The organism is uncultured Granulicatella sp. (genome assembly GCF_963528315.1).
Taxonomy (GTDB): Bacteria; Bacillota; Bacilli; order Lactobacillales; family Aerococcaceae; genus Granulicatella.
Window position 1 is genome coordinate 1 of record NZ_CAURVV010000017.1, and the last position, 21,765, is coordinate 21,765.

Annotated in this window: 19 protein-coding genes; all 19 read left to right on the forward strand. The window is 32.5% G+C overall.

From position 1 onward, the window contains the following. Positions 1-176: 176 nt before the first annotated feature. A complete protein-coding gene (locus tag RYK07_RS05160) occupies positions 177-1,256 on the forward strand; it encodes a 3D domain-containing protein (RefSeq protein WP_314852738.1) in 1,080 nt (359 codons plus the stop codon). A gap of 157 nt (positions 1,257-1,413) precedes the next feature. Further along, on the forward strand, positions 1,414-2,190 hold the full coding sequence (locus RYK07_RS05165) for a class I SAM-dependent methyltransferase (protein WP_314852740.1): 777 nt from the start codon (positions 1,414-1,416) through the stop codon (positions 2,188-2,190). Next, a complete protein-coding gene (locus RYK07_RS05170) occupies positions 2,190-2,921 on the forward strand; it encodes a class I SAM-dependent methyltransferase (protein WP_314852741.1) in 732 nt (243 codons plus the stop codon). Before RYK07_RS05165 ends, RYK07_RS05170 begins: the two co-directional genes overlap by 1 nt. Before the next feature lie 13 nt (positions 2,922-2,934). After that, a complete protein-coding gene (locus tag RYK07_RS05175; RefSeq protein ID WP_314852742.1) occupies positions 2,935-3,870 on the forward strand; it encodes an ABC transporter permease in 936 nt (311 codons plus the stop codon). Further along, the gene (locus RYK07_RS05180; protein WP_314852744.1) at positions 3,867-4,649 is read left to right on the forward strand and encodes an ABC transporter permease; all 783 of its coding nucleotides are present in this window, start codon (positions 3,867-3,869) and stop codon (positions 4,647-4,649) included. Before RYK07_RS05175 ends, RYK07_RS05180 begins: the two co-directional genes overlap by 4 nt. Next, entirely contained in the window at positions 4,649-6,163 is a 1,515-nt protein-coding gene (locus RYK07_RS05185; protein ID WP_314852745.1) for an ABC transporter substrate-binding protein, read from the forward strand. The genes RYK07_RS05180 and RYK07_RS05185 overlap by 1 nt, the downstream gene beginning before the upstream one ends. Then, positions 6,163-7,593, forward strand: coding sequence for an ATP-binding cassette domain-containing protein (locus RYK07_RS05190; protein ID WP_314852746.1), 1,431 nt, complete (start codon positions 6,163-6,165; stop codon positions 7,591-7,593). Before RYK07_RS05185 ends, RYK07_RS05190 begins: the two co-directional genes overlap by 1 nt. Before the next feature lie 351 nt (positions 7,594-7,944). After that, positions 7,945-9,261: a histidine--tRNA ligase gene (gene hisS / locus RYK07_RS05195; protein ID WP_314852747.1), complete on the forward strand. Its 1,317-nt coding sequence runs from the start codon at positions 7,945-7,947 to the stop codon at positions 9,259-9,261. A gap of 15 nt (positions 9,262-9,276) precedes the next feature. Beyond that, positions 9,277-11,034, forward strand: coding sequence for an aspartate--tRNA ligase (aspS, locus tag RYK07_RS05200; protein ID WP_314451630.1), 1,758 nt, complete (start codon positions 9,277-9,279; stop codon positions 11,032-11,034). 76 nt (positions 11,035-11,110) lie between these two features. Then, positions 11,111-11,878, forward strand: a complete 768-nt coding sequence (locus tag RYK07_RS05205; RefSeq protein WP_314852749.1) for a DeoR/GlpR family DNA-binding transcription regulator — start codon at positions 11,111-11,113, stop codon at positions 11,876-11,878. A gap of 19 nt (positions 11,879-11,897) precedes the next feature. Beyond that, positions 11,898-12,608 (forward strand): class I SAM-dependent methyltransferase, encoded by a 711-nt coding sequence (locus RYK07_RS05210; protein WP_314852751.1) that lies wholly within the window; start codon positions 11,898-11,900, stop codon positions 12,606-12,608. Next, a complete protein-coding gene (locus RYK07_RS05215; protein WP_314852753.1) occupies positions 12,595-13,719 on the forward strand; it encodes a Nif3-like dinuclear metal center hexameric protein in 1,125 nt (374 codons plus the stop codon). Before RYK07_RS05210 ends, RYK07_RS05215 begins: the two co-directional genes overlap by 14 nt. A 20-nt stretch (positions 13,720-13,739) precedes the next feature. After that, complete coding sequence (gene pepT, locus RYK07_RS05220) at positions 13,740-14,966, forward strand: peptidase T (protein ID WP_314852754.1); 1,227 nt, start codon at positions 13,740-13,742, stop codon at positions 14,964-14,966. A gap of 263 nt (positions 14,967-15,229) precedes the next feature. After that, on the forward strand, positions 15,230-15,901 hold the full coding sequence (locus RYK07_RS05225; RefSeq protein WP_314678947.1) for a response regulator transcription factor: 672 nt from the start codon (positions 15,230-15,232) through the stop codon (positions 15,899-15,901). Then, the gene (locus RYK07_RS05230; RefSeq protein ID WP_314852757.1) at positions 15,886-16,962 is read left to right on the forward strand and encodes a HAMP domain-containing sensor histidine kinase; all 1,077 of its coding nucleotides are present in this window, start codon (positions 15,886-15,888) and stop codon (positions 16,960-16,962) included. The genes RYK07_RS05225 and RYK07_RS05230 overlap by 16 nt, the downstream gene beginning before the upstream one ends. 351 nt (positions 16,963-17,313) lie before the next feature. Next, the gene (locus tag RYK07_RS05235; protein WP_314852758.1) at positions 17,314-18,012 is read left to right on the forward strand and encodes an ATP-binding cassette domain-containing protein; all 699 of its coding nucleotides are present in this window, start codon (positions 17,314-17,316) and stop codon (positions 18,010-18,012) included. A 15-nt stretch (positions 18,013-18,027) separates the two neighbouring features. Then, complete coding sequence (locus RYK07_RS05240; protein ID WP_314852760.1) at positions 18,028-18,828, forward strand: hypothetical protein; 801 nt, start codon at positions 18,028-18,030, stop codon at positions 18,826-18,828. Further along, positions 18,821-19,510: a hypothetical protein gene (locus tag RYK07_RS05245; RefSeq protein WP_314852761.1), complete on the forward strand. Its 690-nt coding sequence runs from the start codon at positions 18,821-18,823 to the stop codon at positions 19,508-19,510. The genes RYK07_RS05240 and RYK07_RS05245 overlap by 8 nt, the downstream gene beginning before the upstream one ends. 530 nt (positions 19,511-20,040) lie before the next feature. Further along, on the forward strand, positions 20,041-21,765 hold the full coding sequence (locus RYK07_RS05250) for an NFACT RNA binding domain-containing protein (RefSeq protein WP_314852762.1): 1,725 nt from the start codon (positions 20,041-20,043) through the stop codon (positions 21,763-21,765).

Below are 21,765 nucleotides of genomic sequence, written 5' to 3' on the forward strand. Positions count from 1 at the left end.
TCTCAAGTACGCAAGAATTATTAGAAGCTTTACCTGCTTATATTATGGCTTAAATTCAAGAAACGTAACAACACTGTAATACGGTTGTTACGTTTTTTTTATATCCAAATTATATAATAGAGAATACGATGGAGAAAGTGTGGTGAAGGATACTGGATAAACGATTAAGAAAAAGCATGATTATTAGTGGAATGGCTTGTTTATTATGGGCTAGTTATCCAATGTCCATTCATGCGCAAGAAATTTCTCAAGAATCGATTCAACAATTAGAACAAGAAATTTCTCAAAAATTAAATTTTGCGAATGAGAAATATAGACAAGTTGAAAGTTTGAAACAAGACTTAAATGAATTGAAATCCAATCAAAAAGAATTAGAACTTCAAATAAATGAACAACAAGAAAAATTAGCAGAAAAAGAAACAGTCGTAAAAGAAAGAATGGTCGCTTTGCAATCAAGTGGAGTAATTTATCAACGATTTGTTCAACTGCTTCAAGCAACGAGTATTTCAGATTTCTTTCATCGATTAATCGTGATTCAAGAGTTATTCAAATCGGATATATTAACGATTCAAAATTATCATAAAGAAGTTCAAACATTAGTAAATTCGCAAAAGAAATTAAGAGATACAGAAGAGACTTTATTAAAAAAACAAGAAGATTTACAAACAGAATCTACACTTTATGCAGATAGTATTCAACTGTTAAAACAAAATCTTGCGAATAATAAAGAAGCCTTGTTTGCCATTCATGAACAAGAAAGTAAGGTTCAACAATTAAGTGAAAATCCTGAACCAACAACACATCATGCTTCTGAAGAAAAGAAAAATGAAGAAGTAGTTCAAGAAATAAAACCAGTTAGTTCAAGTGAAGTTAAAGCCTCAACAACTGAAAATATTAGTGAATCTAAAGGGACTACTGAGACTTCTCCAAAGAGTCAAGCAGTTTCAAATGAAGTAAAATCTACATCAAGTGGGAAAGAATTTGCCGCAGAAGCAACAGCATATTCTTATAAACAGCCTGGGTTAAGTAATTTTACAGCAATGGGGATTGATTTAAGATCGAATCCTAATGTCATTGCAGTCGATCCTTCGCAGATTCCTTTAGGTACTTTAGTGGAAGTGCCGGGATATGGAATTGCGATTGCTGGTGATACTGGTGGAGATATTAAAGGAAATCGAATTGATTTACATTATCCGGAAGTACAACAAGTAATGGACTTCGGCAGAAGAAAAATTACGATAAAAGTGATGAATTAAGAAGAATTTCAGATTTAATCTGGAATTCTTTTTTGTTAACATCCATTCAAATGAAAAATAGTATTTTGATGTGATTATTTGTTAACATTAATTTAAAAACTCTTTGATAAACTTGTAACAGAAATTGCAAAAGTAAGATAAAAAGGGAGTAACAAATGTGAACCTGCTAGAAGAAATACAACGTTATTGGAATCATCGTTACTCAGGATATTCCAAAGTGAATCAAAAAGAATTAGAGGGAATTCAAAGAGAAAGATGGAAAGAACAATTCAAACGATTGTTACCAACAAATAAAAATCTGAAAGTTCTAGATATAGGAACTGGCCCTGGATTTTTTACAATTATTTTAGAAGAATTGGGATATAGCAATATCACTGGTGTTGATTACTCATATAAAATGCTTGAAGTTGCCAGAGAGAATATAAAAACATATGGCAAGGAAAATTCGAGTATTCAACTCATGCAAATGGATGCTCAAAATTTAGAGTTTGAGCCAGAAAGTTTTGATATTATTGTTAGTCGAAATTTAACGTGGAATTTAGAAAAACCACAGCAAGCTTATTCAGAATGGTTAAGGGTGTTGAAACCAAAAGGAGCTTTATTCATTTTCGATGCGAATTGGTATGCATTTCTTCAAAATGAATCACTAGAAAAAGAATTTGAAGCAAAGCGTCAAAAAGCGATAGAAGAAAAGCTAGAAGATTATTGGCAAGGCGAAGGTGTTGATGAAGAAAAAATGGACTGGATTGTTCAACAATTACCTTTGACCTATCAACAAAGACCACAATGGGATATCGATTATTTTTCTTCACAGGAAGGTATTTTAGTAGAAACGGAAGAGAATTTTGGAGATTTAGTGTGGGATTATGAAGAACAATTAAATTATGGTGCAACACCCATGTTTTGTATCAAAGTTGTAAAGGAGGATCAGTAATGACACAAGAACAAGCTATCCATGAACGAGTTGAAAAGTATTGGACCAATCGAAGCTCTTCTTTTTTAGAGCAACGAACAAGAGAATTTCATAGTCCATTGAAGGCTCGTTGGATTACAGAGTTTGCCAAATATTTACCACAAAATCAAACATTAAAAATTTTAGATATTGGTTGCGGAACAGGATTTTTTACAGGCATTTTAAGTCAATTAGGGCATGAAGTAATTGGAATTGATTTAACAAAGGAAATGATTCATTTAGCAACTGTTTTTGCGAAACAGGAAAAGTTTGATGCGCAATTTTTAGTGATGGATGCTCAAAATCTTGAGTTTAAAGATGCAAGTTTTGATATCGTGATTGCTAGAAACGTGACTTGGACATTACCAGATGTACCTAAAGCTTATGATGAATGGCTTCGAGTATTAAAAAAAGGTGGTTTACTCATTAATATTGATGGAAATTATGGTGCTTCGAGTATGACAGATACGAGTCATTTACCACAGCATCATGCGCATCATCATTTAAGTCAAGCTACTTTATCAGAATGCGAAATGATTCAAAGAAGTCTATCCATTTCAAGTGAAGTAAGACCTCAATGGGATGTGCAATATTTATTAAACAAAGAAGTTGACTCTCTTCAAATTGATCGAACGATAAGCCATAGAATTTATCTAGAAAAAGATGAATTTTATAATCCTACACCTTTGTTCTTACTATGTGCTAAGAAGTAAGGAGTGGTAGTGAATGTTTAAAGGTTTGAAAAGAATTTTAACCATATCTATCTTATTTGTTGGTATTTCATTTTTTGTATTTTTACTCATTCATCTAGCGCCTAGTGATCCTGCTTCTGTTAAAATGTCTGCTGGGACTGGTCGTGTCTCTTCAGAAGCTCTTGCACTTATGCGTGAGGAAATGGGACTGAATCAACCTTTACTTGTACAATATGGGAATTGGTTTTTTAAATTTCTTCATGGTGATTTTGGAAAGAGTTTAATGTCTGATATCAAGGTTGAGAAATTAATGATTCCAGCCGCTTTGAATTCAATTCAATTGGCAATCATTACTCTAGTGATTTCATTAGGAATCTCCATTCCGTTATCGATATTTTTGGTGAGATGTCAGAATAGGATTGTAAAATTACTTTTTCAATTAATTTTATTTTTCAAGATGTCATTACCGTCTTTTGTCATTGGTTATTTCTTAATGTATGTATTTAGCGTTCAATTAAAATGGGTTCCATTATTAGCCAATCAAGGTGGGATTGGATTAATATTGCCGATTATTACGATTGTGATTCCTGTAAGTGCAAAATTTATTCAACAATTTTCAGCGTTGTTAGAACAAGAATTACAACAGGAATATGTTAAAGTACTTTATTATCGTGGAATGGAAGAGTCAAAAATTTTTCAACGACATTTATTGAAAAATATATTTCCTACAATGGTGACGATTATTTTACTATCATTTGGTTCTTTAATGGCAGGTGTCGTTGTTGTAGAAACTATTTTTTACTGGCCAGGAATTGGGAAGTTATTAATGGATAGCATTAGTTCAAGAGATTATCCAGTTGTTCAGATGATAGTTGTTTGTATTAGCTTTTTATATATAGTGCTCACTCAAATTTCGGATGAATTACAAAATCGAACAGATATCCGTATTAAAGGCGGTGAGTTATCATGAACAATAAGAGAAAATGGGTTATGTCACTCATCTTAATAGGATGTGTATTACTATTGTGGAGTACAGTGTTCCTTAACTATGAAACAATGAATGCAAGTGAAATCTTAAGTCCACCAAACGCTCGTCATTGGTTTGGAACGGATGATTTTGGTCGAGATGTTTTTATTCGAGTGATTGTAGGAGCTAGATATTCGATTGGAGCTTCTGTTTTAATCGTTGCTTTATCTTATTTATCAGGAATTCTTATAGGAGGATTAGCAGGGATATTTGGTGGATGGGTTGATAGAATCATTACGAACATCGTAGATATTTTATTAGCCATTCCAAGTCTACTCATAGCCATAACGATAGCTGGTGTATTAGGTGGAGGTTTAAGAAATGGCGTCATTGCTCTTGTCATTAGTTATTTACCATATTATGCAAAATTAACAAGAGGAGAAATTCGTAAACTTAAAGTTCGAGAATATGTCGCAGTGATGTATATGCAAGGAGCTCCGTTATGGTATAGGATGGTTACGATTTTAAAAAATATTCAATTACCATTAGTGACGTATATGATTGTCAATATTTCTGGAACTATTTTAAGTTTAGCAACATTATCTTTTTTAGGAATAGGAGTTAAAGTTCCTCAACCAGAATGGGGAGCGATGTTAAATGAGGGAAGATTATCGTTTGAACAAGCACCATGGTTAATGATTGCACCAGGACTTGCGATAACTTTAACGATTATTATATTTAACGGAATCCACTATTGGATTCAAAAGAAAGGGAGAAAATGATGAAATTAAAAAATATGTTATTAACCATTGCAGCAGCAGTATTAGTTGGATGTGCACCCGTACAGCCAGCATCTCAACAACAAGAAAGTTCTCAAAATTCAACTTTTAAAATTGGGTATTCTCAATTTACAGCAGGCATTGATCCAGCGAAAGATTGGGAAGGTTGGTATACCATTCGTTTTGGAATTGGGGAAACATTATTCCGTTTAACAAACGAATTTGATGTAGAACCATGGTTAGCATCCTCATATAAGAAAATTGATGATCAAACATGGGAAATTCATTTAAAAGACAACCTTACATTTTCAAATGGAAATGCTGTTACTAGTGACGCTGTCATTGCAAGTCTTCAAAGAGTTGGAGAAAACCATAAGTCCGGTAAACTTTTCAAAACAGCCACTTATACTGCAAATGATGCATTAACGTTTACAGTTCATACTGAAAAACCAAGTCCTCAATTTATTCATGAATTAGTAGATGCTAAAACTGCGATTGTCGATGTAACAAGTACTGAAAAAATTATAGGGACAGGGCCTTATGAAGTGACGGAATTTAAACCAAATAATTCTATTTCATTAACAGCTTCTACTCATTATTGGGATGGAAATGCTTCAATCAAGGAAGTTCATTACCAATTAATTCCAGATCAAAAGACATTAGAATTAGCGATAAAATCTAAAGAAGTAGATGGTGGATTAGATTTAAATGATGATGTAGCCGATTCATTAATGAAAGATTCTTCTGTTCAAGTCTATAATCAACCAAGTACAAGAACGTATCATTTAGAATTGAATAAAGCCAGATTACAAGATAAAAAAATACGACAAGCGATTTTACATGCGATTAATAAACAAGAGTTGACGCAAGACTTCTTAAAAGGTCATGTAACTCCTGCAGATGGTGCTTTTTTAGATTCTAGTATTTATTCAAGTGGTACATTTGCTAATAAACAATATCAACCAGAAATGACGACAAAATTATTAGAAGAAGCTGGATATAAAACTAAAAATGCAGATGGTATTTTAGTGAATACACAAAATGAACCTTTACAAATTGTTCTAAAAACTTATAAGAGATTAGCGAATGAAAAAATTGCGACAGCACTGCAACAACAGTTTAAACAATTAGGAATTGATTTGAAAATTGATATTCAAGAAAAAGTCGATGGATTAAATCAATTAGATTATGACATTGCATTAGCTTCAGCATTAACATTGCCAACGGGAGATCCTCACTACTTCTTAGATGCAACATTATCGAGTGATGGAGCTTTAAATTATGTTAAAAATTCAGACTCATGGTTAGATGAAAAAATTTCTACCTTAGGTCATGAAGTAGATGCAGCTCAAATCCGTAGTGAAGTGGCAGAAATTCAAGATTATGCACGAGATGAAGCAGTTGTCGACTACATTGGATTTGTTAACTTACATGGAGCAATGAACAATTATATTCATCATTTTGAATTATCTCCATCTGATTTCTATCATATTACGAATAAATTGGTAAAAGACTAATGGGAACAACAGTTTTTGACGTTAAACAATTAAATGCTTCATATGGAGAAGAACTAGTCCTCAAAAATTTAGACTTTTCAATTGTAGAAGGAGAAGTTATTGGGATTATTGGTGAGTCCGGAATTGGAAAATCGACTTTTTTAGAATGTATTCTTGGAAATATTCATCAAAAAGTAATCATGAATGCGACTAAAATGAAGTTTTTAGAAGAAAACTGGTTGAATTTAGATAGTAAAAAGAGAAGAGAATATTTGAGGCAAGATATTGGCATCATTTTTCAAAATGGACAACATAGTTTGGACCCGTTATTTACAATTGGTCAACAGTTGAAAGAATTAATGGTACAACCAGAACCACAAAAAATAATCGAAACTCTGAAAATGGTTCAATTAGAGGAAAAGGTGTTGCACTTATATCCTCACGAATTATCTGGAGGAATGTTGCAAAGAGTTATGATTGCAATGGCTTTTATCAATCAGCCAAAATTAATTATTGCTGATGAGCCCTTTAGTGCTTTAGATGCTCCTTTGCAAATGGAAATGATGCAATTAATCGTTACTGTTGCTAAGCATCATAAAGTAGCAACCATTATGGTGACACATCAACAAGAATTAGCCTATCAATTTTGTACAAAAGTATTAACTTTAGAACAGGGACAATTTGTAGAAAAAGAGGAAGTGCTACAAGAAAGAATTCCATTTGTTCGAGACACTGCTGTCGAAAAAGAAGTATTTTTCCAATTGAAAAATGTATCCAATCATTATCAAAGTAATGATGCGATTCTTCAAAGCGTTACGGTCGATATTCCAAAATACAAAGTAACAGGAATAATGGGGCATTCAGGAGCAGGAAAGACAACTCTTGCAAAGATTTTATCAGGCTTTATTCCATACGAAGGCAGTATTGAGATTGAAGGAAAAGAACTAAGAGAGCTATTGGCTTATGAAAAACAAATTTATTATAGAAGAGTTCAATATTTATTCCAAAATAGTCTATTATCGTTTAATCCGAATCAAACAATATTGAAGAGCTTGGAAGAACCATTAAGATTTATGCGAAGAATAAAAAGTCATACAGAACGAATTCGTATGATAAAGGAATTGTTTACAAGCCTAGAGTTAGATTTCGATTGGTTAGAAAAATATCCTCATCAATTATCTGGAGGCCAATGTCAAAGATGTGCGATTGCAAGAGCTATTTTGGCGCAACCTGAGTGCTTAATTTGTGATGAAATAACGAGTTCATTAGATGATACGAATCAAGAAAAAGTTATACAAGTGTTACAAAAAGTTAAAGAAGAAACAAATATGACAATACTTTTTATTAGTCATAATCAGTCGTTAATTGAATCGATTTGCTTGAATGTTATTGTGTTAACAGAGGGGAGATTGGTCGAGAAAATAGATTTCGTAGAAAAAAGTAAAAGCTGAGTAGGCCGATAAGAAAAATAAGATTTATCATCAAAACTTAACATTTCTAACCACATTACTTGACAAACGGTTAACTTTTTAGTAAATTAGTATCAATTTCATAGGAAATCCAGTGAAGGAGCTAAGTAGATTCGCAGCAATTAGAGAGAGAAATCGTGGCTGAAAGTTTCTCATAAGACTGAGAGAATTGAAAGACACTCTGGAGGAGAATAATGCAAAGTTATTCCGGCAAAAGAGCCGTTATTTAGTTGAGGAATAGAGGAAACTCTGTTCAAATTTAGGTGGTACCACGAAATAATCGTCCTGACTCAATGAGTCAGGATTTTTTTATACATAGAAAGTAGGGATAAAATGATTCAAAAACCAAAAGGAACAGCCGATTTATTACCAGAGGAAATAAAGATTTGGCATTATATTGAAGAAACAGCTCGCATCATTTTAGGCGATTATCAATTTGAAGAAATGCGTACACCAATGTTTGAAAGCTATGAATTATTTAGCCGTGGAGTGGGTGATACTTCAGATATCGTTTCAAAAGAAATGTATGATTTTTATGACAAGGGTGACCGTCATATTACATTACGTCCAGAAGGAACTGCAGCTATTGTTCGTGCTTATGTAGAAAATAAATTATTTGGTCCAGAACATAAGAAACCTTATAAAGTATATTATATGGCACCAATGTTCCGTTATGAACGTCCACAATCAGGTCGTTTAAGACAATTCCACCAATTAGGGGTAGAAGTATTTGGTTCAACAAATCCTGCAACGGATGTTGAGACTATTGCAATGGCATGGGATTTATTAAAAGAACTTGGATTATCAAATATGCGTTTAGTGATTAATTCACTTGGTAAAACAGCTGATCGTATTGCATATCGACAAGCTTTAATTGATTATTTAGAACCATTTGCAGAGGAATTAAGTGAAGATTCTAAAAATCGTCTTCACAAAAATCCATTACGTGTATTAGATAGTAAAGATAAACGTGATATCGAAATTGTTAAAAATGCGCCACGTATTTTAGAGTTTTTATCTGATGAAGCACGTACTCACTTTGAAAAAGTGCAACAATATTTAACAGCATTAGAAATTCCATTTGAAATTGATGAAACAATGGTTCGTGGATTAGATTACTATCAAGATACAATTTTTGAAATTATGACGGATTCAAAATCATTTGGTGCTAAAACTACGATTTGTGGTGGTGGACGTTATGATGGTCTTGTTCAAGAGTTAGACGGACCAGAAACACCTGGATTTGGATTTGGCTTAGGAATGGAAAGACTTGTGTTATTAATGAAAGATGAACAAGTAGAAATTCCTGACTTACAAGAATTAGATGCTTATATTGTTGGTTTAGGGGAAGAAACAGAAGAGGAAGTATTAAAACTTTCTATTTCATTACGTCAACAAGGTTATTCTGTTGATCGTGATTTCTTCGGTAGAAAAGCAAAACCTCAATTTAAAAATGCTCAAAAATATGGAGCAAAAGTTGTCATTACATTAGGGGAAGAAGAGTTGGCAAGTCGTCAAGTTCCACTAAAAGTAATGAGCACTGGTAAAGAAGTTAAGGTTGACTTAGCAGATGTATATGAAGATTTTGATAGTCTATTCCGCCAAGCAACAATGGATACAACAGCAATCGATGAATATTTTGGAAAATAGAAAGTAGGGATTTGTATGAAAAAGAGATCAATTTACTGTGGATTAGTCACAGAAGAATTAGTAGGAAAAGAAATTACATTACATGGTTGGGTACAAAAACGTCGTGACCATGGTGGGGTTATTTTTATCGACTTACGTGACCGTGAAGGTGTGATGCAAGTTGTATTTAACCCACAACATAACCAAGCAGCTTTTGAAATTGCGGACACATTACGTCCAGAATACGTTATTGAAGTAACAGGTACTGTTGCTTTACGTGGTGAAGGATTAACAAATCCAAACTTAAAAACAGGTTCAATGGAATTAGAAGTTCACCATGTTGAATTATTAGCAAAAGCTAAAACACCACCAATTTACATTGAAGATGATAAAGTAGCTTCAGATGAATTACGTATGAAATATCGTTATTTAGATATGCGTCGTAAACCTGTATTAGAAAACTTACGTTTACGCCATAAAACAACTCGTGCGATTCGTGAATATTTAGATACTGAAGGATTTATTGATGTAGAAACACCATACTTAGCAAAATCAACTCCAGAAGGAGCTCGTGACTACTTAGTACCTTCTCGTGTTCATGAAGGAAGTTTCTATGCATTACCACAATCACCTCAAACATTTAAACAATTATTAATGGGTGGGGGCTTAGACCGTTACTACCAAATCGTTCGTTGTTTCCGTGACGAAGATTTACGTGGAGACCGTCAACCTGAATTTACACAAGTCGATATTGAAACAAGTTTCTTATCAGCTGAAGAAATTCAAGAAATGATGGAAGGCTTATTGAAAAAAGTCATGAAAGATACATTAGGAGTAGAAGTAACAACTCCATTCCCTCGTTTATCATTTGCTGAAGCAATGAGCCGTTATGGTAATGATAAACCAGATACTCGTTTTGCATTAGAATTAATCGATGTAGCGGATATTGTAAAAGATTCTGACTTAAAAGTATTCAGCACAGTTGTTGAAAATGGTGGACATGTAAAAGCCTTAAACTTAAAAGGATTAGCAGATGAATATTCTCGTAAAGATGCAGATAGCTTAGCACAATTTGTTGCTAAATATGGTGCAAAAGGATTAGCATGGTTGAAAGTAGAAGAAGATGGACTAAAAGGACCAATCGCTAAATTCTTAGTAAACCAAGAAACAGCCTTAAGAGAACGTTTAGATGCAGAAGTGGGAGATATTGTTTTCTTCTGTGCGGATAAACCAAGTGTTGTTGCACAATCATTATCTGAATTACGTTTACACTTTGGTAGAAAACATGAATTAATTGATAAAACTAAATTCAATTTCTTATGGGTTGTTGATTGGCCGTTATTAGAATATGACGAAGATGCAAACCGTTATCAAGCAATGCACCATCCATTTACTCGCCCAGTTAATGAAGATTTCAATGCTTTATTAGAAAATCCAGCAGCAGCTAAAGCTCAAGCTTATGACATTGTATTAAATGGATATGAATTAGGCGGAGGATCATTAAGAATTTATAGAAGAGACATGCAAGAAGCAATGTTTGAAGTATTAGGATTCACAAAAGAATCTGCACAAGAACAATTTGGATTCTTAATGGATGCATTAGATTATGGATTCCCACCACATGGAGGAATTGCATTAGGATTAGACCGTTTAGTCATGTTACTAGCTGGGGAAGATAACATCCGTGAAGTGATTGCATTCCCTAAAAACGGTTCAGCAATGGATACTATGACACAAGCACCAAGTCCAGTATCTGAACAACAATTACAAGAATTATCATTAAAAATTCGCTAAAATCAATGAACAATGGAGAAGTCGTCAATGAAGGCTTCTCCTCTGTTCTTCATAGAGAAAAAAGGAACGAATACTAGTGAAAAATAGCAAAGGTGTTGTGTTTAAGAGACAACAAGAAATTTTAAAATTATTACAGGAACATAGGCAATTATCTGTAGAAGAATTATCATCAAGATTAGAAGTTTCCGAAATTACAATCCGTCGAGATTTACAACGTTTTGAAGATCAAGGATTAATTGAACGTTTTTATGGTGGAGCAAAATATATTTCAGGAAAGATTGAAAAAGAAAATATTGAACAAAAACAATATAATTCTACTAAAAAAAATATTGCTCGTAGAGCTTCTGGCTTAGTTCGCAAACATGATATGGTCTTTATTAATTCAGGTTCTACAGCCTTTTTATTATTGAATTATTTAGCAGATGAAAATGTTACGATATTGACAAATAATGGTCGTTCTATTTTCAAAAAAGCCTCTTCTAAAGCTTCAATTGTATTAAGCGGAGGAGAAATTTTTGAGCAAAAAAAATCTTTAGTTGGAGATTTTGCTATTAACTCGTTTTCAAAAGCACGTGCCAATATTTGCTTTTTAGGGGTCGGTGGTATTAATAAAAATGGAATTACGACTGTAGCCTTACCTGAAACAGCAGTTAATCGCGTCATTCTAGAACGCACTAATGGTCCAAAAATTATTGTAGCTGAAGGAGCAAAAGTTGGAAGAGAATCTAATTTCCACACAGCAGATTGTTCGATGATTACGCATTTAATTACGGATTATTCCGCTGATGCTGAAACAGTAGCCTATTTAAAGAGCATTGGTGTAAAAGTTTTATTTATTTCTTAATGTGAGAAAGGAGTAAGAGATGTCAGTAGAATTAAGCCCAAGACTAAAAACAGTTGCTTCTTTTTTAGAAGGAGCGACATTATTATGCGATGTTGGTTCTGACCATGCTTATTTACCGGTTTATGCAATACAGCAAGGATTGATTACTAGAGCTATTGCTGGAGAAGTTGTAAAAGGTCCTTTCGAGTCTGCCCAACAAACGGTTCAAGATTATGTTCTAAATGATAAGATTTCTGTGCGTTTAGGAGATGGATTAGATGTCGTTACTTCTGAAGACGAAGTTACAGCCATTTCTATTTGTGGAATGGGTGGAGAATTAATTGCTCGTATTTTGGAACAAGGTCGAGTAAAGGGTACATTAACGGGTAAAGAAAGATTAGTATTACAGCCAAATGTTGCAGAACATTTATTAAGACAGTGGCTAGTGGAACATCACTATGAAATTTTAGAAGAAGTTGTGGTAGAAGATCATCATCGCTTATATGAAATTATTGTAGCTGAAAAAAGAGAACAGAGCTTGCCACTAACAGATACGCAAATTAAATTTGGTCCAAAATTAATAGAGAAGCCAACAGAGTTGGTGATTCGTAAATGGGAACGTCAGTTACGTAAAATTGAAGAAATTTTAGCGCAATTGAAAAATAGTAAAGAAGTTCCAACTGATAAAGTAGAGAAATTTAATCATCAATATCTTGAATTGAAAGGATTGATTGACAATGCCAACCGTTAGAGATATTATTCGTAAATTTGAACAAAGAGTTCCAAAATCTTTAGCAATGGGGAAAGACCCTATTGGCTTACATTTTGGAGATTGGAATCAAGAAGTTCAAGTAGTAATGACGACTTTAGATATTCGTCCTTCTGTCATTCAAGAAGCTATTGAAAAAAATGTCGATTTAATTATTGCACATCATCCACCGATTTTTAGACCTGTACAACAATTTGATTTAACAAATCAGCAACATAAAATGTATCAAGACATTTTAAAACATGATATTGCCATTTATGCAGCTCATACAAACTTAGATGTTGTTTCAGGTGGAGTTAATGATTGGTTAAGTGAAGTCCTTCAATTAGAAGAAGTAGAAGTACTATCTCCAACAGGAAAACTTCGTCAAATGAAAATTGCTGTGTTCGTACCAAAAGAACAAGCAAGCACAGTTCGACAAGCAATGCATGAAGCGGGAGCAGGACAAATTGGTGATTGTTATAAAGAATGTAGTTTTACAACTAGTGGAGTAGGTCGTTTCACCCCAACTGAAGGAGCAAATCCTGCCATTGGACAAGTGAATCAACCAGAACAAGTAGCAGAGGAAAAAGTAGAAGTTATTTGTTATGAAAACCAAGTAGACGCTATTATTACTGCTATGAAAGCTAGTCATCCTTATGAAGTTCCAGCTTATGAAGTCTGGGCATTAGAAAATGATGCAAAAACAATCGGGATTGGACGTATTGGACAATTACCTGAAGCATTATCTGTTGAAGAATTTGTCACTTATGTGAAAAATCAATTTCAATTAAAAGGATTACGTTTTGTTACTCCAAGAAATCGTTCGATACACAAAATTCGTAAAGTTGCCGTTTTAGGCGGTTCTGGTGGAAGTTTTTATCAAGCAGCTGTTAGCAAAGGGGCAGATGCATTTGTAACAGGAGACATTACGTATCATGTCGCTCATGATATTCAAGAGTCACCAATGTTATTAGTGGATGCAGGGCATCATATTGAAGTCGTTTGTATTGAAAAATTAGCGAACTGGCTTGTACAATGGAATCAAGAAGAAAATTGGAATGTAAATGTCATTAAAAGTACGACTTTTACGGATCCATTTGAATTTTTATAAGAAGAAAGTAGGAATGTAATATGCCAAATCAATTAGTTGATCGTTTTATTCGTTATGTAAAAAAAGAAACTCGTTCAGATGAAGCAAGCACAACTGTTCCATCAACACCAAGTCAAACAGAGTTTTTAAAAGACTTAGTAGAAGAATTAGTAGCATTAGGCTATCAAGATGTTAGATTAAATCCTAAAAATAGCTTCGTAACAGCAACAATTCCAGCTACGACTACAAAAGAAGTACCAGTTGTTGGATTTATTGCTCACGTAGATACAGCTGATTTTGAAGCTCGTAATGTACAACCTCAATTCCATGAAAATTATGATGGTGAAGCGATTGTATTAGATAAAGAAGGAAAATTTGTTTTATCACCAAAAGATTTCCCTAATTTAAAAAATTATGTTGGTAAAACATTAATTACAACAGATGGTACAACTTTATTAGGAGCTGACGATAAAGCAGGTGTTAGTGAAATTGTAACAGCAGGTGCATACTTATTAGCACATCCTGAAATCGAACACGGAAAAATTCGTGTAGCATTTGGTCCAGATGAAGAGATTGGACGTGGTGCTGATTTATTTGATGTTGAAGAATTTGGCTGCGACTTTGCCTATACAATGGACGGAGGCCCAGTTGGAGAATTAGAATACGAAAGTTTCAATGCTGCTCAAGCTGAAATTACTTTCCAAGGGAAAAATGTTCACCCAGGAACTGCAAAAGATACAATGGTGAATGCTTTAGAACTAGCACGTCAATTCCAAAATGCATTACCTGAATTTGAAGTACCAGAACATACTTCTGGACGTGAAGGATTCTATCACTTAATGTATGCTAATGGTGTTGTTGAAGAAGCAAAATTAGTTTATATTATTCGTGACCATGATCGTACATTATTCGAAGCGAAAAAAGCTTATTTACAATTAGTTGCAGATAGACTAAATGCATCATTAGATAGCAATCGTATTTCAATTGAAATGAAAGACCAATATTACAATATGGCTGAAATCATTGAAAAAGACTTTAGAGCTGTTGAAGTTGCTCAAAAAGCAATGGAAAATTTATCAATTACGCCAATTATTGAACCAATTCGTGGTGGTACAGACGGTTCTAAAATTTCATTTATGGGCTTACCAACTCCAAACATTTTTGCAGGTGGAGAAAACTTCCACGGACGTTACGAATTCGTCGCTGTAGAATCAATGGAAAAAGCACGTGATGTCATTATTGAAATTGCGCAATTACTTGCAAAATAAAAAGATAAAATATGGCTTTATATTAATGTAGCTTAGGACGCAAGCAGCCAGCAAATGCTGTCTCATTGCTAAAAATCGAGCCTTGGTCTCGATTTTTCCTACCCTATAAGTCAAAAATGACTTATAGGGTTTTAGCTACATTGCAAAGCCAATTTTTTTTTGCGGATATTTTAGAATGGACGTTTAAAACTGATTTTCGTAATTGTGTACTACTGATAAATTATGCTAGAATGTGTTTGAATATTTTCAAAGGAGAGCTAATTATGAAATATAAAGTCCTAGTCATAGATGATGATATTGCCATTTTAAGACTTATTCAAAATGTTCTAGAGAATAAAAACTTTCTAGTCGACACACGAACGTCTATTCCAGAAATTGATATCTGTCATTTTATTGGCTATGATTTAATTATTTTAGATATCATGATGCCTCATAGTGGAATTGAAATCTGTAAGTATATCCGAGAATTTATTTCTGTTCCAATCATATTTTTAACAGCCAAAAATTTAGAAGAGGATATTGTATATGGCATTCAATCTGGTGCAGATGACTATATCACAAAGCCATTCAGTATACCTGAACTAGTTGCAAGAGTACAGATGCATATCCGTCGAGAAGTACGCAATAATAATTCCAGTGAGATTCTACAGTTTGGACCTCTTACAATTGATAAAATTAAAGAAGAGCTAAGAATTGTGGATATACATATTCCCACTACAAAAAGAGAATTTCAATTAATTTTGTTACTCTCCAGCAATCCTAATAGAATATTTTCAAACGAAGAACTCTTTGATTATCTTTACCCTCATGATTCTGAAACTCAGGGGAGGTCAATTACAGAGTATGTATACCAAATCAGGCAAAAATTAAAACCTTATGAAATTAATCCAATTAAAACAATCTGGGGAGGTGGTTATCAGTGGATAACGCTCTGACTTTTAACCAACTGATTAAACAAACATACTTTAAGATTTTAAGACAATTTCTTATTAGTCTTTTTCTATTTTATTTATTACCAATGTTATTCACTGCATTTACTAATATTACAGAAAAAAATGCAGGAGCATTTACCATCTATTTCAGCACGATTTCTTGGATTTATATTAGTCTGATTTTATTTTCTATTATAGCTAAAAATATTAGTAATCTTTTAGAAAAGATTAAGCAAGAAACAAATATTGTTTATAATCAAAGTCTACTGGGTGATATAAATGAACAATCCTCAGCTAAGTTAACTTTAATTGAACTGATTGAAACAAGACAAAAAATTCAGGAAATGCAGTTAACGATAAATAAAATGATTCAATCTGAAAAACAGCAAAAAAAGGAACTGATGTTTCAAGTCTCAGCTGCAGCGCACGATTTGAAAACACCTTTAACAATTATTCAAGGTAATGCTGAATTTTTAAAATCTTTGGATATTACTGGAAATATTGGTCAATGTTTAGGAGATATCGAACTTGCTAGCCAACAACTTAATAAATACTTTAACCAACTAATCAATTATTCTAAAACATTCTATAATGATACTTCTAATTGGGAGAGTTTCTCCTCGGATTACTTAGTTGAATTATTTGAACAAGAAATTAAGTTACGTACTGATAAAAAGGCTAAAATCCAATTTTCAAATAACCTACCAATCCCTATTAATTTAACACTTAATCTAAATCTATTTCTACGAGGTATCCTAAATATAATCAATAATGCGATTGAACATTCTACAAACAATTATCCAGTCATAAGAGTAGAATATCAGTTAATAGATAATAATTTTTACATTTCTATCTGGAATAGTGATTCTTCATTTTCGGAGAATATACTTGAGAAATACGGCTTACTTTTCTATCAAGACAATCAGGAAATAAATTCAGAACAAGGAAGTCATTTCGGAATTGGACTAGCATTTGTTAATCGGGTAGCGAAAATTCATGGTGGAGAGATAAAGTTGAGTAACTTTGAAAATGGTGCTCTTGTCACTATTTCTATACCAGTATAGCCTTTAGCGCTCAAATATTTTTATGCCATTAATCTTGCAAATTTATTTCTGAAAAGTTATATCTTGCTAGTTTTTAACTAGTAAAATCTTCACTCTTTAAATTGATAAGACCTTTCGTCATCTTGTTTAAGGTGGCGATTTTTTATTTACAGTCTTTTATTTATATTACTAGTATCTATAAGATAATCTAGAATTAAAAAAACTTTTATAGAAATCAGAATTTCTGATATTTTTCTGATAATTATTTTGTATAACATGAAATGTAGATGGCATTTATGGGTGGCATTTGATGGTATACCAATTATAAAGATTAAGTTTCAAAAAAATATTTGTAAAAGGTGGAAAAGATAAATGATACAATTTGAGAAAATTAGCAAAGGTTTTAGTAGTAAGAGTGTTCTTTCAGAAGTTTCGTTTACGGCAAAAGAGGGAGAAATAACAGCATTAATTGGTCCAAATGGGTCTGGTAAGTCAACTTTAATAAAAATATTGCTAGGATTGGTTTCACCAGACGAAGGCAGGGCAACTTTTGATGGAAAAAATTATGAAGAATTAGGAAAATACCCCTTCAGATATGTAGGTGCATTTCTAGATAGTTTTCAACCTAATCCAACAAGGACAGCCTATAGTCACTTGAGATGGATTGCTTTAACGAGTGGTATAGAAAAGCAGAGATGTTTAGAATGTTTAAAATTAGTTGGTCTTCAGGATGTTGGTAATAAAAGGATAAAAGACTACTCTCTTGGAATGAAACAAAGACTGGGGCTGGCTACGGCTATTTTAGCGAATCCTAAAATACTTATTTTGGATGAACCAATTAATGGACTCGATCCAGATGGAATTAGATGGGTTAGAGAGTTTCTAAGAGAATTTGTTAGAGGCGGTAAAATAGTTTTAATCACAAGTCATTATATGAATGAATTAGAACTTACAGTTGATAAAATTGTAGGATTATCAAATGGTAAGATAGTAATTGATGGTAGTAGCAAAGATGTTCTTGAAGAATATGGCTCTTTTGAGGAAGCCTATTTTAAATCTGTTAAAAATTAGATGGGGGTAAACTTTATGAAAAATATTCGTAGTGAATTATACAAAATATTCTCATTGCCACTCTTTTTGAGAGGAGTAGCAATTGTGATTGGAATTAGTGTATTCTTTACCTTTCAAAATATTCAAGTAATCAATGCGATAGCAAATGGTCATACAGAGATTCTTATACTTGAAGATACGACTAGTCAATTAACAGGGTTTCAAACAGTTAGAGATGCGATATTATCATCCCCTTACCAATCTAGTATTTTATTTTTTCCAATCTTATTTGCACTGATTCTATCTACGGAGTACAAATTTGGACAGGAATCACTGACTAAATTATTAACACCAAAATGGCAGACGGTTTTAACAGGTCAGATTTGCTCTGGAATAATTGTATCCAGTACGTTGACAGTTGTTCTATCTTTAATCAATAGTGGAATGCTCTATGCGATGTTAGATGAAACATTACAAAATTATCTTAACATAGGTCTTATTTTAGAAGTAACGTTAAGAATTATTATCTTTTCCATAACATTGACATTGCTTTCAATGTTTTTAGTACAGATAACAAGAAAGCCTATTCCATCTGTCATAATTATTGTAAGTATTCTTGTTATAACTTTATCAGGCATATTGAGAGTTGTTTCTCCGACGCTAGAAAATTTATTTCCGTTAACAGGTGCTAAGTCATTTGCATTTGGAAGAGTAGAAAATAACAATCCTTCAGAACTGTATGGTTTATTATTATTATTATCTCAAGCATCAATAGTAACTATAATGATGTATATTAAAGCTTGGTATAAAAATAAGAAGGAGAAGAAACATGAATGAAATGATATATGCTCTTATGTATAAAAAATATAGTTTGATTGCAGTGAAAATACAAATTTTAAGTCAATTCTTGCTTACTTTATTTATCTGTATTCTTAGTTTGATAACATTTGAAATAAATGATAATAATATTATACTATCCAATAATCAAATTTTGGTAATTGCATCTTATTTATTTATGATAGGCGGTCTGATAAATGGCTCTATGGAAGTCGAGAATTCAGAATCTAAAATTGTTTATTTATTAACGGGAAACAAAAATAACAGTACACAAAAAATTATTATTGTTGAGTTGATAAATTGTGTATTACAAGCCATTCTAATATTTTTAATTATTGTAAGTTTCTTCATTTTTAAAGGAACTATTAAAGAAGTTAGCATAATACAGTTTTTCTCTTATCTTTTTAGTAGTATTTTGTGTTTCTTAATTTCATATTATTTAACTTTATTTTTTAAGAGTTCGATGACAGCGTTAGCTACTTTATTGCTATTCCCAATATTAGTTATCCCCTATATTGAACGTGTATTTCCTGTAGCTTTACCATACATCTATACTGAAACTATTTCTGAAAGTTTCAAAATATCAGCAATGTCTTCTAGTCATATTCTATTATTATTTTGGAATTTGATTTTACTCATATTAATCTATTTGAAAGTCAAAAAGAGGTTAATAAATGATTAATTATAATATTTAGAAGTTAATTTTAAGGAATCTTTTAACAGTACTAAAACCGTATAAAATATCTATAAGTATTGCTTTGATTAATATAATGATTTCGGCGACAGTATCGATTTTTAACACCTGGTGACTAGAATTTAAAGTTTTTTTATTTGCGTATCTACAACAGAACAGACCGTATTTTTTCGAGAATTCATGAGCATTAGTCAAAAATACAATTAGCTTTTCAAAGTAGCTGATACAATAAATACCTGTTAGGTATTTATTGTCGGAAAAATCGAGACCTAGGCTCGATTTTTAGCAATGAGACAGCTTTTGCTGGCTGCTTGCGCCGTAGCTACATTATGATAAAGCTAATTGTATGTATCGTCTATGAATTTCATACCATATCAGTAGATAATTAAGTCAAAAATCGTTACAATAGAGTAGAGTTTAACAGTAAAATCTAATCTAACGATGAAACAAAATATAATAGATTTGGATTTATAATTAGATAAATTCAAATCTATTTTTTTATCTATATGGAGGAACTTATGACATTTGATGGTTTATTTACAAAATGGATGACGGATGAAGTTTCTAAAGAAATTATTGGAGGGAGAATTAGTAAAATTCATCAACCTCTTCCTTATGAAATTCAATTAACAATTCGTTCAAATCGTAAAAATTATTTATTATTATTATGTGCTCATCCTATGATGGCACGTTTCCAGTTTATTACTGAAAAAGGGGATAACCCTGAGATTGCTCCGAATTTTTGTATGATTTTAAGAAAATATCTGGAAGGAGCGATTATTCAAGATTTTACTCAAGTTGGTGCTGACCGTATTATTCATTTAGATGTAGATACAAGAGATGAACTTGGAGACGAAGCGAAATGGCGTTTGACACTTGAAATGATGGGAAAACATAGTAATGTTTTCTTAGTGGATCGAAGAAGTCAGCAGATTATTGATTGTTTAAAACGAATTCCATTGAGTCAAAATACTTATCGTACTTTACAACCGGGGGCTACTTATCAATTACCTCCTCACCAAACAAAACTGAATCCTTTTGAAATGACGTTATTTGAACTAGATGCTAGATTAACAAAGGGATTAGGTGAAGATTCTCTTACAAAATCACTAATGAGTCTTGTACAAGGGATAAGTACCCTAACTGCTAATGAAATTGTTGAACGTTCTATGATGTTTGATGAGACGATTGCTGAGAGTTTATGGAAGTTTTTAGAACAAAATAATGAGAAGCCAACTCCAACTCTAGCAAAATTATCTAATGGAAAAAGCTATTTCACAGTTTGTCCTTATTATTCATTCCAAAATGCTGAAAATCAATCGTTTGAAACATTATCTGAATTATTAACAGCTTATTATGTTCATAAAGTTCAGGAAGAAAAAATCCAACAGTTAGCTGGAAATTTACTTCAAATGTTGAAATCGGAATTAAAGAAAAATCGAGAAAAGCTCGTTAAATTTGAAGAAGATTTACAAAAGAGTGAGAAAGCTGAACAATACCGTATTAAAGGGGAGTTATTAAATACTTGCTTGTATCAAATTGAAAAAGGGCAAACTGAAATTCAAGTGGAGAATTATTATGACAATAATGAATTATTAACTATTCCATTGTCTACGTGGTTGACACCTTCACAAAATGCACAAGCTTATTTTAAAAAATATCAAAAATCGAGAAATTCAATTGAACATATTGAAAAACAACAGGAAGTTACTCAACAAGAAATTCAATATTTAGAACAAGTGTTATATCAAATTGAAGAAGCAGATGTGCAAAACTTAGAAATTATTCGAGAAGAATTAGTAGCAAATGGTTACTTAAAACGTTCTGCTTTAAAAAAAGGAAAACAAAAAGTAAAACCTTCAAAGCCGTATGTATTCTATTCAAATGACGGTACAAGAATTTTAGTAGGTAGAAATAATTTACAAAATGATCATTTAACGTTAAAACAAGCGAAAAAAGAATACTTATGGTTACATGCCCAAAATATTCCTGGGTCACACGTCATTGTAGAGTCAGCTAATCCAACGGATGAAACAATTGGTCAAGCAGCCATGTTAGCGGCATACTATTCTAAATACCGTCATTCAGCAACTGTTCCTGTGGACTATGTTTCTGTTTCGAAAATTAGAAAGCCAAATGGATCTAAACCAGGATTTGTCGTATATGAAGGACAACAAAATACGTATATTACTCCGGATGAAGCAGTGATTCAACAAATTCGGGAAAATAAACCAAAAGAATAA

Bases quoted from the DNA above. Each gene is read 5' to 3' on its own strand.
- RYK07_RS05160 (WP_314852738.1), top strand. From the start codon at position 177: ATGATTATTAGTGGAATGGCTTGTTTATTATGGGCTAGTTATCCAATG.
- RYK07_RS05170 (WP_314852741.1), top strand. From the start codon at position 2,190: ATGACACAAGAACAAGCTATCCATGAACGAGTTGAAAAGTATTGGACC.
- RYK07_RS05175 (WP_314852742.1), top strand. From the start codon at position 2,935: ATGTTTAAAGGTTTGAAAAGAATTTTAACCATATCTATCTTATTTGTT.
- RYK07_RS05180 (WP_314852744.1), top strand. From the start codon at position 3,867: ATGAACAATAAGAGAAAATGGGTTATGTCACTCATCTTAATAGGATGT.
- RYK07_RS05185 (WP_314852745.1), top strand. From the start codon at position 4,649: ATGAAATTAAAAAATATGTTATTAACCATTGCAGCAGCAGTATTAGTT.
- RYK07_RS05190 (WP_314852746.1), top strand. From the start codon at position 6,163: ATGGGAACAACAGTTTTTGACGTTAAACAATTAAATGCTTCATATGGA.
- hisS (WP_314852747.1), top strand. From the start codon at position 7,945: ATGATTCAAAAACCAAAAGGAACAGCCGATTTATTACCAGAGGAAATA.
- aspS (WP_314451630.1), top strand. From the start codon at position 9,277: ATGAAAAAGAGATCAATTTACTGTGGATTAGTCACAGAAGAATTAGTA.
- RYK07_RS05210 (WP_314852751.1), top strand. From the start codon at position 11,898: ATGTCAGTAGAATTAAGCCCAAGACTAAAAACAGTTGCTTCTTTTTTA.
- RYK07_RS05215 (WP_314852753.1), top strand. From the start codon at position 12,595: ATGCCAACCGTTAGAGATATTATTCGTAAATTTGAACAAAGAGTTCCA.
- pepT (WP_314852754.1), top strand. From the start codon at position 13,740: ATGCCAAATCAATTAGTTGATCGTTTTATTCGTTATGTAAAAAAAGAA.
- RYK07_RS05225 (WP_314678947.1), top strand. From the start codon at position 15,230: ATGAAATATAAAGTCCTAGTCATAGATGATGATATTGCCATTTTAAGA.
- RYK07_RS05235 (WP_314852758.1), top strand. From the start codon at position 17,314: ATGATACAATTTGAGAAAATTAGCAAAGGTTTTAGTAGTAAGAGTGTT.
- RYK07_RS05240 (WP_314852760.1), top strand. From the start codon at position 18,028: ATGAAAAATATTCGTAGTGAATTATACAAAATATTCTCATTGCCACTC.
- RYK07_RS05245 (WP_314852761.1), top strand. From the start codon at position 18,821: ATGAATGAAATGATATATGCTCTTATGTATAAAAAATATAGTTTGATT.
- RYK07_RS05250 (WP_314852762.1), top strand. From the start codon at position 20,041: ATGACATTTGATGGTTTATTTACAAAATGGATGACGGATGAAGTTTCT.